Here is a 14,395-nt window from a genome sequence, read left to right on the forward strand (position 1 = left end):
ATTTCAGGACTAGACACCGAAAAACCTTCATTGATGTCAAAGGGAATGCAGACGATGGCCAATCCACTCTATAACAAACACGTCATCTCCATCTCGGATCTGACCCGGTCCGACATGGAACTGGTGGTCGCAACCGCCCAGCGGTTGAAGGCCGAACCCGACACCCGCCTGTTGAAAGACAAGCTGGTCGCCAGCTGTTTCTTCGAAGCCTCCACTCGCACCCGCCTCTCGTTCGAGACCGCGGTTCAGCGCCTTGGCGGCAACATCATCGGCTTCGCCGACGGCGGCAACACCAGCGCCAAAAAGGGTGAGACCCTGGCCGACTCCATCCAGATCATCGGCTCCTACGCCGATGCCGTGGTGATGCGCCACCCGAAGGAGGGCGCCGCCCGCCTCGCCTCCGAGTTCTCCCGGGTACCGGTCATCAACGGCGGTGACGGCTCCAACCAGCATCCGACCCAGACCCTGCTCGACCTCTTCTCCATCCACGAGACCCAGGGCAAGCTGGACGGCCTCAACGTCGCCTTCGTCGGTGACCTCAAGTACGGCCGCACCGTCCACTCCCTGGCCCAGGCCCTGAGCCTGTTCAACTGCCGCTTCTTCTTCATCTCCCCGGAGGCGCTGGCGATGCCGGACTACCTGTGCGAGGAGCTGGAAGAGAAGGGCATCCAGTTCAGCGTCCACGAGACCATGGAAGAGGTGATGCCGGAGCTGGACATCCTCTACATGACCCGGGTTCAGAAAGAGCGCTTCGACGAGACCGAATACAAACACATGGCCGCCAAGTTCGTGCTGGAGCTGGCGACCCTGGAAGGGGCCAAGCCCAGCATGAAGATCCTGCATCCCCTGCCCCGCGTCGACGAGATCGAGGTCGCCGTCGACAAGACCCCCCATGCCTACTACTTCCAGCAGGCGGAAAACGGGGTCTATGCACGCCAGGCGCTGCTGGCACTGGTACTGAACGAAAACGTCTAAGGGAAAGGGGAACATCATGTCCGAGAAGAACCAACTGCAAGTCGAAGCCATCCGTCACGGCTCCGTCATCGACCACGTCCCCGCCGGCCAGGGCATCAAGATCCTCAAGCTGTTCCAGCTGATCGAGACCCAGGAGCGCATCACCGTCGGCTTCAACCTGAAATCCGGCGCCCTGGGCAAGAAGGATCTCATCAAGATCGAGAACACCCGCCTGACCGAGCAGCAGGCCAACCAGCTGGCGCTGTTTGCCCCGACCGCGACCGTCAACATCATCGAAGACTTCGCCGTGGTGAAGAAGCACCAGCTGAAGCTGCCGGAGTTCATCGCCGGGGTGTTCCACTGCCCCAACTCCAACTGCATCTCCCACAACGAGCCGGTGGACAGCTACTTCCGGGTGCGCGAAGTGAAGGGCGCTGTGCGCATGAAGTGCAAGTACTGCGAGAAGTCCTTCACCCAGGACATCGTCAGCGAACGTTACTGATATTCGATTGGGCCCGACAGGGCCCAATTTTGACCCCTGTCACATCACTTATTCCTCCTTTGGTTATAATTTGCCATCTCATAACGGCTATACATCGCTCATCACCTGCCTCACGCCTCACCATTAGAATTTTTTACTGTCAAAGACATGAGTGGCAGATTTAAGAGCGATAGCCATCGGTTATCATCAAAGGACATTTCCGTGGTCAAGACCCTCAGTCGCCCCGTTGAACAAGAGTCCGACTTGGCCCAGCTCGATGCCTGCCGCCAGATCATCGGTCAGCACTGTTACAGCACCCAGGAAGAGATCCGCCGCGAGCTGACGGTGCGGGGTTTTGCCGACATCAGCCAGTCCACCATCTCCCGCCTGCTTCGCCGCCTCGGCGTGGCCAAGGCCCAGAATGCCAACGGCAAGAAGGTCTACACCCTGGTGGACGATCAGCTGGAACCCGCCGGCAGCACCCGCTCCGTACACGACATGGTGCGCGGCGTGGTCCATAACCAGCAGATGGTGCTGGTGCACACCACCCCGGGCGCCGCGACCGTAGTGGCCCGCCTGCTGGATCGCAACGCCGATCCCGAGATCCTGGGAGCCGTGGCCGGCAACGACGTGGTGCTGGTCGCCCCGCGCCACATCAGCCGCACCCGTCAGGCCCACGCCGCCGTGGTGCGCACCCTGGCCCAGGCGCGCTGACCTTTCTCCTTGAATACAAGAGGCGACCTCAGGGTCGCCTTTTTCATCTCAGTACCTTGCTCTTCCTGTCGCACCTTCCCGTTGCCGTCGCGGGCCTGCACAGCAATCCCTGCCCCCTCTCCCACTGGCCGCAACGCCCTTGGCGCAATAAAAAACGGGAGCCAGTGGCTCCCGTTTCATCACAAGGGTAAGGGCTTAGGACAGCAGGGCCCCCAGGCTCAGGCAGACCACGATCAGCACAGTCAGTATGCCGAGCAGCGGCGCCACCCACTTCAGCCAGCGTACATAGGGCACCTTGGCGATGGCCAGGCCACCCATGACCACGGCTGAGGTCGGGGTCACCAGGTTCACCAGGCCGGAGGCGGACTGGTAAGCGGTGACCACCAGCTCGCGACCCACGTTGGCGAAGTCGGCCAGCGGCGCCATGATCGGCATGGTCAGCACTGCCAGACCGGAGGAGGACGGCACCAGGAAGGAGAGCACCACTTCCAGCACGAACATCACGTTGATGAACACCACGGTGGAGAGGCCAGTCACTATGCCTTCCGCACTGTTCAAGATGGTATGGGTGATCATGCCGTTGTCCATCACCACCACGATACCGCGGGCGATACCTATGATGAGGGCCACGCCGAGCAGGTCACGGGCACCGTCGATGAAGTTGGAGGTCAGCTCCTCCTCGCTCATGCGAGAAATCACACCGACTATGATGGCGGCGGCCAGGAAGACGCCGGAGATCTGCGCCATCCACCAGCCGAGCACGGCCACACCGTAGATCATCACGGCGAAGGCGGCGACGAAGATGCCGAGCACGATTTTACGGGTCAGGGTGAACTCCAGCATCTCATCGCTCTTGTTGGCGAGGAAGTGGGCACGGTTCTCTTCCCACTTGTCAGCCACCAGAGATTTGCTGGGGTCGTTGCGCACCATCTTGGCGTAACGCATCACATAAGCCACGCACAGCAGCCAGCCGGCCACCAGCATGGCGACCCGCAGCCAGATACCGTCGGTGAAGGAGATGCCGGCGGCGTTGGCGGCGATCACGGTGGCGAACGGGTTGATGGTGGAGCCCAGAGTACCGATACCGGCGCCGAGCAGCACGGTCGCGGCGGCGACCACGGGGTCGAAGCGGGCGGCCATCATCACCGGCACCAGCAGGGTGTAGAACGGCAGCGACTCTTCGGCCATGCCATAGATGGTGCCCCCTGCGGCGAACAGCGCCATCAGGATCGGGATCATCCACTCCTCGCGGCCACGCAGCCGATCGGTGACGCGCTCGATACCGGCATCGATGGCGCCGGTCTTGGTCACTATGCCAAGGAAGCCACCGATGATCAGGATGAAGAGGGAGACGTCGATGGCGCCTGCCTCATAGGTGTCGTGGTTGTAGAGACCATCGATGGGTGCCAGCAGCACGTCGACTATGCCTTGGGGATTGGCCTCTACCAGCTTGTAGGTGCCTGCCACCGGCACTTCTTTGCCGAGGGCTTCATTCATTACCATGTCGTATTTGCCGGCCGGCACTATCCAGCTCAGGGCGGCCACCAGGGCGATCAGCACAAACAATATCGTGTAGGCTGACGGGAACTTGAATTTGGTCATGGTCCAGCTTCCTTCTGTGGTGCGGTATCCATGTATCTGCGGGTCGTAGGGTTAGAGGTGTTATGCCGCCGTCACATGGTCGAAAAGCCGGGGGTCACCCCCCGGCACCACTACTGCGACCTTAGTCGCCCAGCGTAGCAACCATCACTGCCTTGATGGTGTGCATCCGGTTTTCGGCCTCGTCGAAGACAATGCTGTGCTCGGATTCGAACACGTCCTCAGTCACTTCCAGACCCTTCATGCCATATTTCTCGGCCACTTCCTTGCCCATGGTGGTCTCATCGTTGTGGAACGCCGGCAGGCAGTGCATGAATTTCACATCCGGGTTCTTGGTGGCGTTGATGACGTCCATGTTGATCTGATAGGGAGTCATCAGTTTCACCCGTTGATCCCAGGCTTCTTTCGCTTCACCCATGGAAACCCAGACGTCGGTGTAGAGGAAGTCAGTCCCCAGCACACCCTCTTTCACATCTTCGGTCAGGGTGATGCGGGCGCCGGTCTCTTCGGCGATCAGGCGGCACTGGGCGACCAGCTCTTCTTCCGGCCAGAAGGCCTTGGGCGCAACCAGGCGGATGTCCATGCCCATCTTGGCGGCACCGACCATCAGGGAGTTGCCCATGTTGTTGCGAGCATCACCCAGGTAGGCGAACTTGATTTGATCCAGACGCTTGCCCTTGCCGTGCTCCAGCATGGTCATGAAGTCGGCCAGGATCTGGGTCGGGTGGAACTCGTTGGTCAGGCCGTTCCAGACCGGGACACCGGCGTGGGCACCCAGCTCTTCGACGATCTCCTGGCCATAGCCACGGTATTCGATGCCGTCATACATGCGGCCCAGTACACGAGAGGTGTCCTTCATGGACTCCTTGTGACCGATCTGGGAACCGCTTGGGCCAAGGTAGGAAACCTGGGCGCCCTGGTCGAAGGCCGCCACTTCAAAGGCACAACGGGTGCGGGTGGAGGTCTTCTCGAAGATCAGGGCAATGTTCTTGCCGGTGAGGTGCTTGCGCTCATAGCCACCGTATTTGGCTTTCTTCAGGTCGATGGCAAGGTCGATCATGAATTGGATTTCGCGTGGGGTGAAGTCCAGCAGTTTCAGGAAGTTACGGTTACGCAGATTAAAGGCCATGATGAGTTCTCTCTATTAATTTGTTCAAACCAAATTGGGCAGTGTTGTTAACTACGCAGTTATTCAACGACTCAGACATTCACGGTATGGGTGGCAACGATATTGGTGCCGGCTTCGCCTCTGAGGATGGCCAGACCATCTTCCAGGGAACCGATCCCGACCATGCCGCCGGTTGCCTTGACGAATTCGCAGGAGGCTTCGACCTTGGGCCCCATGGAGCCGGCATCGAACTTGACGCCAGCCAGTTCGGCCGGGCTGGTGACCCGCAGCGGGTGCTGGGTCGGCTTGCCCCAATCCAGGTAGACGGCATCGGCATCGGTCAGGATCAACAGGGCATCGGCCTTGATCTGTCTGGCCAGGTAGGCGGCGGACATGTCCTTGTCGATGACGGCTTCGATGCCGGTCAGGCACTGGCCATCCCAAGTCACAGGAATGCCACCACCACCGGTACAGATGATGAGGTGTCCCTGGGCGATCAGGGTTTCGATGGCATCGCCTTCGACGATGCGCTGGGGCAGCGGGGACGGCACCACGCGGCGGAAGAACTTGCCATCAGCCTTGACCACCCAGTGCTTCTCTTCGGCCAGGATGCGGGCTTCCGCTTCCTCATAGACGGGGCCGATAAACTTGGTCGGATTGGCGAAGGCCGGATCCTTGGGGTCGACCTGCACCTGGGTCAGCAGCGCTGTGACGTTGCGGCTCGGCATCAGGTTTTTCAGCTCCTGGATCAGCATGTAGCCGATCATGCCCTGGGACTCCGCGCCCAGCACATCCAGGGGATAGGGGGAAACCTTGGTGTAGGCGCTGTTTTGCAGGGCCAGCAGGCCGACTTGCGGGCCGTTGCCGTGCACCAGCACCACGTTGTACTCCTCGGCGATCCGGGCGATGGTCTTGGCGGCAGTGGCGATGTTCTTGCGCTGGATGTCGGCTTCGAGGGGTTCGCCACGACGGAGCAGGGCATTGCCACCCAGGGCGACGACGACAGTTGGTTTTTTCATGAGTGTTACTCTCGAGTCTTGGTGTGTGTGGCGCCAGCCTCTGCCGGCGCCACGCCGTCTTGTCAGATGCCGTCACGTTCCATCGGGCAGCTCATGCAGCGGGCGCCGCCGCGACCACGTCCCAGCTCTTCACCCGGGATGGGCAGCACTGTGATGCCGGCCTTGTCGTATTTCTCGTTGGTGTAGGTGTTGCGCTCGTAACCCACGACCACGCCAGGACGCACGGTCAGCACGTTGTTGGCATCGTTCCACTGCTCGCGCTCGGCTTCGAAGCTGTCGCCACCTGTGGTGATGAGCTTGAGCTGATCCACACCCAGCGCCTTCTCGATGGCGGTCACGAAGTAACCCTCTTCCTTGATGTTCATGCCACTGGCACCGCCCGGGGTCAGGCTCCAGCAGTTCACATCCTTGCGGATGACTTCCGGATAGACGGAGAAGGTGTCTATGTCCATGTGGGTCATGACGGTGTCGAGGTGCATGCAGCTGCGGTGTTTCGGCAGTTGCATGGCGATGACCTGCTTGGCCTGGCCGTGTTTGAACAGGCTGCGCGCCAGGTGTTCGACCCCTTGGGGGGTGGTGCGCTCGGACATGCCGATGAGCACGGCGCCGCGGCCGATGACCAGCACGTCACCGCCTTCGATGGTGGAGTTGTCGTAGTCACGATCCTCGTCACCGAAGTACTTGATGAAGTCCTGACCGGCAAACTGCGGGTGCCAGCGGTAGATGGCCTTCACATGGTTGGTCTCGCGGCGACGGGCGGCCTTGGCCATGGGGTTGATGGAGACGCCACCGTAGACCCAGCAGGAGGTGTCACGGGTAAAGAGGTGGTTGGGCAGCGGCTCTATGATGAAGTCGGTCGGGGCGTGCATGCCGACCACCATGTTGACGCCACTGTAGGGCATCTCGGAGTAGGTCAGACCGCCGGAGAGGATGCGGGCCAGCTCGCGGTGCGGCATATCCGCCAGGAAGCAGCGCACGTCATTGGCAAGAGAAGAGCCGAGGCGATAATCGGAGACCTGATGTTGCAGCAGCCAGGCTTTGGCTTCCGGCACATCCAGGGTTTCGGCCAGCAGGTTGGTCAGCAGGAAGACTTCGACATTCTGATCGCGCAGCACTTGAGCGAATTTGTCATGCTCCTGACCGGCGCGTTCAACCGACAAGACGTCATCGAACAGCAGGTCCTGGCAGTTGGAAGGCGTCAGACGCTTCAGGCTGAGGTTGGGGCGGTGCAACATGACACGGCGCAATTGGCCAACTTCAGAACCTACATAAAATTTGCTCATGATTATATTCCGTCTAGCAGTGGTCCCTGCGAGTGATTGAATAGATTCCTTCTATTCATGCTCGTGGCTAAGGCGGGATATTCTTTATGTAGGGTACTCGGCTTGTGTTCTATCCTGCCCTTGCCTTTCGTGACAGAGGTTAGGCCTGCGAATCACCTAAAACTTAGACATTGATCACATTCACTCAGAACTGAATAAAACCAGGAGTTAATTTTTGATGGAGCTTACATAAATGATATTTCCTCATTAAACACCACAGCATGAACATTCATAAAACCACCTTTTTATTTCAATTTGAGACCGATTTCATTCACAAAAAATATCTACAAAGGGATAATCAAAATATTGAATTACCAATAAAATCATAAAGATAAAAAACAAGATCAGTTGAATTGAATTTTATATGCAGATGTATGAATTTATCCCCGATAGAGTCTCATCAACTCGCCACATAAATAGTCATAATGAGTGCCCAGCCTGAATAATCTGTTTTTTGTCCCAGATCATGGCACCCGGGCCAGGCCGCACCAACAGGCCCTCGGATGACAGGGCTCATCTCATGTCTCTTATATGGATATGCATTCTGAACGCATCCTGTCGGTGATTTTTTCAGCAAGGTCATCCCGCCCTGTTTTTAAACTTTTTTCATTAGTTGAATTTATTTCACTCCCTTGCGTAGCGCGGCGGCTCGGCTTAACTCAAAACGTGATCCATGTCACACCGAGTCCTATCACCAAGGAGATAACCATGAAGGTAAAATCGCTGTTTCTGCTCGTCGCCCTGGTTTTGCCCGCCACTCCCACGTTGGTCAGTGCCCAGGGAGCCCCCGCCATGCCGCTGGTGGTGTGCCATGTTGGCCAGGCCTCCCAGATGCAGGTTCCCGAATATGTGTGCCAATGGCAGGGTGGCAGCCAGCACTACTAATGGTGAAGCTCAAGGGAGGCAGCTCCTCTTGGCTTGCCTCTCTCCTCATTATCAAACAGCTAGCCCGGCATCCTGGCGCTCAACCCGAACCACCTCGGTGAGTAGGCAATAAATCGCAGGCGATGATCTGGCGCTCTCCCCCTCTGATGACGCAGCCAGTCGGTTGCCCCCCCCACCAACGATGGCGGGTATTTCGCTAGCCCACCTCCAACCGTATGGAACAGGTCCTTATGGCGGCCTCAGGGATGATGGTGCGCACTCATACGCCACCCCTGATCCGGTGAACGTCGCCAGCCCTTGTTAACTTTCTGAACCTCAGTTAAACGGCGTGTAAGACATTCGCCATTCATGGCGTAAGCCAAGCACCTGTAAATCTCTCGCCATAGTCGGAAGACAAGATCGAAAAACCTGCGCAATTAAAATACAAGATAATGATTTATAACAATAAAATGTCATTATCATTTCTCGGGAAACCAGTTATATAAAAACGTTTTTCCAGGTGCCATTGTCGTCCCCGCCGAAATCCTTATAGTTACTCCTGCACGGACGCAGTAGAAGTCGGTCAGGAAGACTGGCTGCCAGGGTTGGGCAAATGGACTCACCACAGGATGTGGTAAAGGACACCTCCCAGGACGGAGAAAGTGCGACGGGAATGGATGACTCGTCAGGCCAAGATGGCTAAAGGACACCCCAAAGGATTGGGAAGGGGAAACCTAAAGGAAGAGGTATAGTCAGGGATTGCAGGGAGCAACTTCGTTCAAGGACATGAGCGATAAGACTATCGGGGGCGACGCAAGTCGCCCCCATCTTTTTTGGCCGCGTGTTACGTCGGCCACTCTGTCAGACACAACGATATCAGCCGCCACTACTCCAGCCGGAAGTGCCCCACTATCTCCCTCAGCCTTTCATAGGTGTGCTGCATCGAGGTTGAGCTGTCTGCCGTCCGCTCCCCATTGCCCTTGAGCTGGGTGATCACCTCGGCAATCGCGCTCATGTTGCGGTTGATCTCCTCGGCGACGGCGCTCTGCTCCTCGGCCGCCGTGGCGATGTGGCTGATGAGGTCGTTGATCTCCACCACCTCCCCCGCCATCAGATCCAGGGACGCATTCACCTTGTTGGTATTCTCCGCCGCGTCCTGGCAGCTCTGCCGGGTGTTGCCCATGGCGACCACCACGGTCTGGGTGCCCCGCTGCAACCGGATCAGCATGGTCTGGATCTCGGCGGTGCTCTGCTGGGTGCGTCCTGCCAGAGAGCGCACCTCATCGGCTACCACGGCAAAGCCTCTCCCCTGTTCCCCAGCTCGGGCGGCCTCGATCGCCGCGTTCAGTGCCAGCAGATTGGTCTGCTCGGCGATGCTGCCGATGACCCCGAGAATGGAGCCTATCTGCTGCACGTCCTGCTGCATGGCGGCGATGGAGTTTGCCGTGGTCTCCACCTCGGCCACCAGTGCGGTCACGCTGGCCATGGCCTGATCGACCACTAGCCGCGACTGGCTGGCCAACTGCTGACTCTGGCCGGTCAGCTCGGCCGTGCTGGCCGCACTCTCCGATACCGATACGGCGGTGCGGCTCATCTCGTTGATGGCGGTGACCACCTGCTCCGTCTCACGCACATGCTCTGCCAGCAACCCCTGCGCCGAACCGGTTTGCCTGGCCAGACCCGAGATCCCCTCATTGAGCTGCCCGCTGGCCTCCCTCACCTCCCCCATCATCTCCTGCAGCCGCTCGATGAAACGGTTGATGCCGGTCGAGATCTGGCCGAGATCGTCCTTGCTGGTCACCGTCAGGCGGCGGGTCAGATCGCCGCTGCCCTGTGACAGCTCCTGCACCAGATCCCGCAAGGAGAGAATGGGTCTATAGGCCAGGTTGAGCGCCACCATGGAGATCAGCAGCACCAGCGCCGCCACCCCGAGCAGGGCCAGGGTGATCTTGCCGTTGAGCGCCTGGGTCATGGCCTGGATATGGTCGAGATCCACGTAACCGGTCAGGGTCCACTGGCTGCCCCGGATATCCAGCTGGTTGGGGCGAGTCTCGCTCTCTCCCTTGGGCTTGCTGCTATAAAGCACCTTGCCCTGGCTGTCGCTCAGGGAGAAGTAGCGCCCCTCTCCACTCACCCTCTCAAGCAACTGCTTGAATTCGCTCATGTCGAGATAGTAAAGGTAGGCGGAATCGGCCCCCCGCGGCACCAGGATAGAGATGACTGGCTTGCCATCCTGCTGCTCCAGCGAGCTGACGGTGATCTGGTTGTTGGCGGCCGGGATCAGTTTGCGCAGTGCCTCGACCCTGGCCGCATCGTCGATGACCCCGTTCACGTCGAACGCCATGTCGCCGATCAGCTTGACGATGTTCTGAAAGCCGGTCTCTTGCAGCGCCTTCTTGACGCTGGTCACCCCGAGGTTGAGGTTGGCGGCCAGCAGCACTTTCTGATTGATGTCCCCAGCCAGCTTCTCTTTGACCAGGGTGATCTGCTCGTTGATGTTCTGGGTGGCCTGGGTGCGGATGTAACCGCTGATGAAGTGATTCACGCTGAGCCAGGCGGTGCCGATGGTGACCAGGATGGCGAGCAGCAAGAGGACGTTGATCTTGACTTTGAATGGCATGGATTGGGTCCCTCCAAATAGAGAGGGCCGGAATGTTTCCGGCCCTCTCTGGTAACGCTTACTTCTTCTTGGCGTACTTCATGGAGTCCAGTGCGACCGCCAAAATGATGATGCCGCCCTTGATGATGAACTGCCAGTAAGGGCTAACGCCGATGTAGGTCAGACCGTAGTTGATCAGGGTGAAGATGAGCACCCCCGTGATGACACCGGCCACCGTGCCCACACCACCGGCGAAGGAGACGCCGCCGACCACGCAGGCCGCGATGGCATCGAGCTCATACATGAAGCCGAGGTTGTTGGTGGCACTGCCGACCCGGCCTGCCTCCAGCATGCCGCCGAAGGCGTAGAAGACACCGGCCAGGGCGTAGATGATCACCAGGTTGACGGCGACGTTGACGCCGGACACTTTGGCCGCCTCGGGGTTGCCACCGATAGCGAAGATGTTCTTGCCAAAGCGGGTCTTGTTCCACAGCACCCAGACAAACACGCTGGCGATGGCCGCATAGAAGGTCAGATAGGATAGTTTAAAGCCCCCTATCCGGATAAATCCCTGCGCGAAGCTGGAGAAACGGGGATCGAAGCCGGCCACCGGAGAGGCACCCACGGAGTCGAAGTACAGCGAGTTGATGCCGTAAACGATGATCATGGTCCCCAGGGTGGTGATAAAGGGAGTCACGTTCAGGTAGGCCACGATCAGACCATTGACCAGACCGATCAGGGCACCCACGGCACACACCAGCAGGATCACCACCGGAATGGGCACTTCACCCAAGCTGGGGAACACCTTGTTGACGTTGGTCAGGGCCTGCAGCATGGTGGCGGCGATCAGCGCCGCCAGACCGACCTGACGACCGGCCGAGAGATCCGTACCCTGGGTGATGATGATGCCCGCCACCCCGAGGGCGATGATGACCCGCACCGAGGACTGGGTCAGGATGTTGCTGAAGTTGGTGAGGCTGAGGAAGGAGGGCTCCTTGATCACGATGATCATGAGCAACACCAGCAACACCACGTAGATGCCGTTCTCTTTGAGCGCCTGCATCAGATTGAAATTTTTAGCCGACTCCATAAATGTCTTCCTGTCTTATAGGTACAGAGATGCCAGGCGCAGGATCTCGCTCTGGTCAGTTTCTTTGGTGTTGACGATCCCCGCGACCCGGCCATTGCTCATGACCAGGATGCGATCCGTGATCCCGAGCAGCTCAGGCATCTCGGAGGAGATGATGATGATGCCCTTGTCTTTCTTCGCCAGCTCCAGAATGAGCTGATAGATCTCGAACTTGGCGCCTACGTCGATGCCGCGGGTGGGTTCGTCCAGCATCAGTATCTCCGGCTGGGTCAGCAGCCAGCGGCCTATGATGACCTTCTGCTGGTTGCCACCGGACAGGGAGCCGATCTGTGTCTGCTGGGTCGGGGTCTTGACCCGCATGGAGTCGATGACCCACTGGGTATCGCTCTTCATCTTGTTGTTGCTGAGCAGCCCCATGGAGCTCTTGTAGCTGTCCATGTTGGCGATCAGGGAGTTGAAGGCGATGTCGAGACGGGAGTAGATGCCGGTGGAACGGCGCTCCTCGGTCACCAGTGCGAAGCCGTTCTGGATCGCCTCGTGGGCGTTGCGATTGGCCACCACCTTGCCATGCAGCTTGATGACGCCCTCGTTATGATCGCGGATACCGAACAGGGTCTCGACGATGTCGGTACGCTTGGCCCCCACCAACCCGGCGATGCCGAGGATCTCCCCCTTGTGCAGGTCGAAGGTCACATCCTTGATGGAGGGCTGATTCTTGGCCGTCAGATGCTCGACTTCGAGGATGACTTCTTTGGGCTGGTTGGTTTTCTCCGGGAAGCGCTGGGTCAACTCGCGACCGACCATCATGCCGATGATCTGATCCATGGTCATGCCCTTGAGCGGCTGGGTTGCCACCCATTGCCCATCCCGCAATATGGTGATCTCGTCGCACAGCTGGAAGATCTCTTCCATCTTGTGGGAGATGTAGACGATGCCGCAGCCCTTTTCCTTGAGCTTGTTGATGATCTTGAAGAGGTGATTGACCTCTTTCTCGGTCAGTGACGAGGTGGGCTCATCCATGATGACGATCTTGGCGTCATAGGAGAATGCCTTGGCGATCTCGATCATCTGCATCTGGGAGACGGAGAGGGTCGCGACCTTGACCCTGGGATCGATGTCGATGTCCAGTTCGTCGAAAATTTGTTTGGTGTCGTGGTACATCTTGCCGTGGTCGACGAACAGACCCTTGGTGGGGTAGCGACCGAGCCACATGTTGTCCATCACGGTGCGTTGCAATACCAGGTTCAACTCCTGGTGCACCATGGAAACGCCGTTTTCCAGGGCTTCTTTGGAGGAGGTGAAGTTGATCTCCTCGCCCTTGAAGAAGATCTTGCCCTGATCCTTTTCATAGATGCCGAACAAGCATTTGAGCAGCGTGGACTTCCCTGCGCCATTCTCGCCCATCAACGCATGCACAGAATGAGGACGGACCCGTAAATTGACATTATCGAGTGCCTTGACGCCGGGAAAGCTCTTACTGACGTCAATCATCTCCAACAGCCATTCTGATTGTTGCCGTGTTGTCATATCAGCCATCACATCTGGTTGAAACAGAGGGCAAGGGGGTCTCCCTTGCCCAGGAGGAGGGAATTATTCGAATTGAGACAGGTTGTCTTTATCCACACCCACGTAGGCAACGCGGACGACCTTGTTATCGATCTTCCAGTTGGTGCCTTCACCGGCCGGCTTGCCTTCAGCCAGGTTCTTGGTCAGCTCGAAGGTCGCCTTGGCCTGGTTGGCCGCATCGTTCAGCACTGTACCCGCCATGGCACCGCTCTTGACCATGGCCAGGGCTTCCGGCAGGGCATCGACGCCGAACACCGGGATGGCGGTCTTGCCTTGAGCCTTGAGGGATTCAACAGCGCCCATTGCCATGCCGTCGTTGTTGGCGATGACCACTTCGATCTTGTTGGCGTTCGGGCCGGAGATCCAGGCATCCATCTTGTCCTTCGCCATGGCGGTATCCCACATACCGGTATCCATGTGCAGCTGCTGGGTCTTCAGGCCGCCATCGTTCAGGGTCTTGATGACGTAGGTGGTACGGGCTTCCGCATCCGGGTGGCCAGGCTCGCCCTTCAGCAGCACGAACTGGATGACGCCATCCTTGTTCAGATCCCACTCAGGGTGTGCCTTCCAGTGCTTGGCAATCAGTTGACCCTGGATGATGCCTGACTCCTTGGAGTCGGTCCCCACGTAGTAGGCCTTGTCATAGCTGGCCAGATCGGCCGCACTCGGTTCCTTGTTGTAGAACACCACGGGGATCTCGTCGGCACGGGCCTTCTCGATCACGACAGGGGCCGCCGCCGGGTCAACCAGGTTGATCGCCAGCGCCTTCACGCCCTTGGCCAGCAACACATCGACCTGATCGTTCTGCTTGGACTGGTCATTCTGGGAGTCATTCATCAGCAGCTCGACCCCGGGGTTGGCCACCGCTTCCTTCTCGATGGCCTTGCGCACAACGGCCATGAAGTTGTCGTCATATTTGTAGACGGTGACGCCGATACGGGTGTCGGCTTGTGCTTGGGCTCCCGCCATCAGTCCCATCAGCAGGGTGGCGACTGTCGTGAGTTTTTTCATTGTTATGCTCCGATCTCTGATATCTGTTTTTGTAGGGAATGCTGTACACCGTTTGAACTGGCGCCAGC

Annotated in this window: 12 protein-coding genes; 4 read left to right on the top strand and 8 right to left on the bottom strand. The window is 58.5% G+C overall.

What is annotated here, in order from left to right; all coding sequences use genetic code 11:
* Positions 1-54 precede the first annotated feature (54 nt).
* From pyrB to LG30_RS0101610, 3 genes are all read left to right on the top strand, one after another.
* The gene (gene pyrB / locus LG30_RS0101600) at positions 55-975 is read left to right on the top strand and encodes an aspartate carbamoyltransferase (protein WP_033129046.1); all 921 of its coding nucleotides are present in this window, start codon (positions 55-57) and stop codon (positions 973-975) included.
* 16 nt (positions 976-991) lie between these two features.
* A complete protein-coding gene (pyrI, locus tag LG30_RS0101605) occupies positions 992-1,456 on the top strand; it encodes an aspartate carbamoyltransferase regulatory subunit (RefSeq protein ID WP_005324452.1) in 465 nt (154 codons plus the stop codon).
* A gap of 201 nt (positions 1,457-1,657) precedes the next feature.
* Positions 1,658-2,149 (top strand): arginine repressor, encoded by a 492-nt coding sequence (locus LG30_RS0101610; RefSeq protein WP_033128966.1) that lies wholly within the window; start codon positions 1,658-1,660, stop codon positions 2,147-2,149.
* A gap of 195 nt (positions 2,150-2,344) precedes the next feature.
* Here LG30_RS0101610 and LG30_RS0101615 read toward each other — a convergent pair whose 3' ends face one another.
* From LG30_RS0101615 to arcA, 4 genes are all read right to left on the bottom strand, one after another.
* Positions 2,345-3,751, bottom strand: a complete 1,407-nt coding sequence (locus LG30_RS0101615; RefSeq protein ID WP_033128967.1) for a YfcC family protein — start codon at positions 3,749-3,751, stop codon at positions 2,345-2,347.
* Between the two features lie 121 nt (positions 3,752-3,872).
* Positions 3,873-4,877, bottom strand: a complete 1,005-nt coding sequence (gene argF / locus LG30_RS0101620; RefSeq protein ID WP_033128968.1) for an ornithine carbamoyltransferase — start codon at positions 4,875-4,877, stop codon at positions 3,873-3,875.
* Positions 4,878-4,948: 71 nt separating this feature from the next.
* Positions 4,949-5,875, bottom strand: coding sequence for a carbamate kinase (gene arcC / locus LG30_RS0101625; RefSeq protein WP_033128969.1), 927 nt, complete (start codon positions 5,873-5,875; stop codon positions 4,949-4,951).
* A gap of 62 nt (positions 5,876-5,937) precedes the next feature.
* Positions 5,938-7,158: an arginine deiminase gene (gene arcA / locus LG30_RS0101630; RefSeq protein WP_033128970.1), complete on the bottom strand. Its 1,221-nt coding sequence runs from the start codon at positions 7,156-7,158 to the stop codon at positions 5,938-5,940.
* 747 nt (positions 7,159-7,905) lie between these two features.
* Between arcA and LG30_RS22460 the strand changes: the two genes are divergently transcribed.
* Positions 7,906-8,082 carry a hypothetical protein gene (locus tag LG30_RS22460; RefSeq protein WP_193354243.1) on the top strand — a complete coding sequence of 59 codons (177 nt, stop codon included), beginning with the start codon at positions 7,906-7,908 and terminating at the stop codon, positions 8,080-8,082.
* 865 nt (positions 8,083-8,947) lie between these two features.
* Here LG30_RS22460 and LG30_RS0101635 read toward each other — a convergent pair.
* Genes LG30_RS0101635 through mglB form a run of 4 tightly spaced genes read right to left on the bottom strand, consistent with a single transcriptional unit; the run spans position 8,948 to position 14,327 of the window.
* Complete coding sequence (locus LG30_RS0101635) at positions 8,948-10,681, bottom strand: methyl-accepting chemotaxis protein (protein WP_033128971.1); 1,734 nt, start codon at positions 10,679-10,681, stop codon at positions 8,948-8,950.
* A gap of 58 nt (positions 10,682-10,739) precedes the next feature.
* On the bottom strand, positions 10,740-11,750 hold the full coding sequence (gene mglC / locus LG30_RS0101640; protein ID WP_033128972.1) for a galactose/methyl galactoside ABC transporter permease MglC: 1,011 nt from the start codon (positions 11,748-11,750) through the stop codon (positions 10,740-10,742).
* A 15-nt stretch (positions 11,751-11,765) separates the two neighbouring features.
* Entirely contained in the window at positions 11,766-13,286 is a 1,521-nt protein-coding gene (gene mglA, locus LG30_RS0101645; RefSeq protein WP_033128973.1) for a galactose/methyl galactoside ABC transporter ATP-binding protein MglA, read from the bottom strand.
* Positions 13,287-13,340: 54 nt separating this feature from the next.
* Positions 13,341-14,327, bottom strand: a complete 987-nt coding sequence (mglB, locus tag LG30_RS0101650) for a galactose/glucose ABC transporter substrate-binding protein MglB (protein WP_033128974.1) — start codon at positions 14,325-14,327, stop codon at positions 13,341-13,343.
* Between the last annotated feature and the right edge of the window lie 68 nt (positions 14,328-14,395).

It is taken from the genome of Aeromonas aquatica (assembly GCF_000764655.1).
Taxonomy (GTDB): domain Bacteria; phylum Pseudomonadota; class Gammaproteobacteria; order Enterobacterales; family Aeromonadaceae; genus Aeromonas; species Aeromonas aquatica.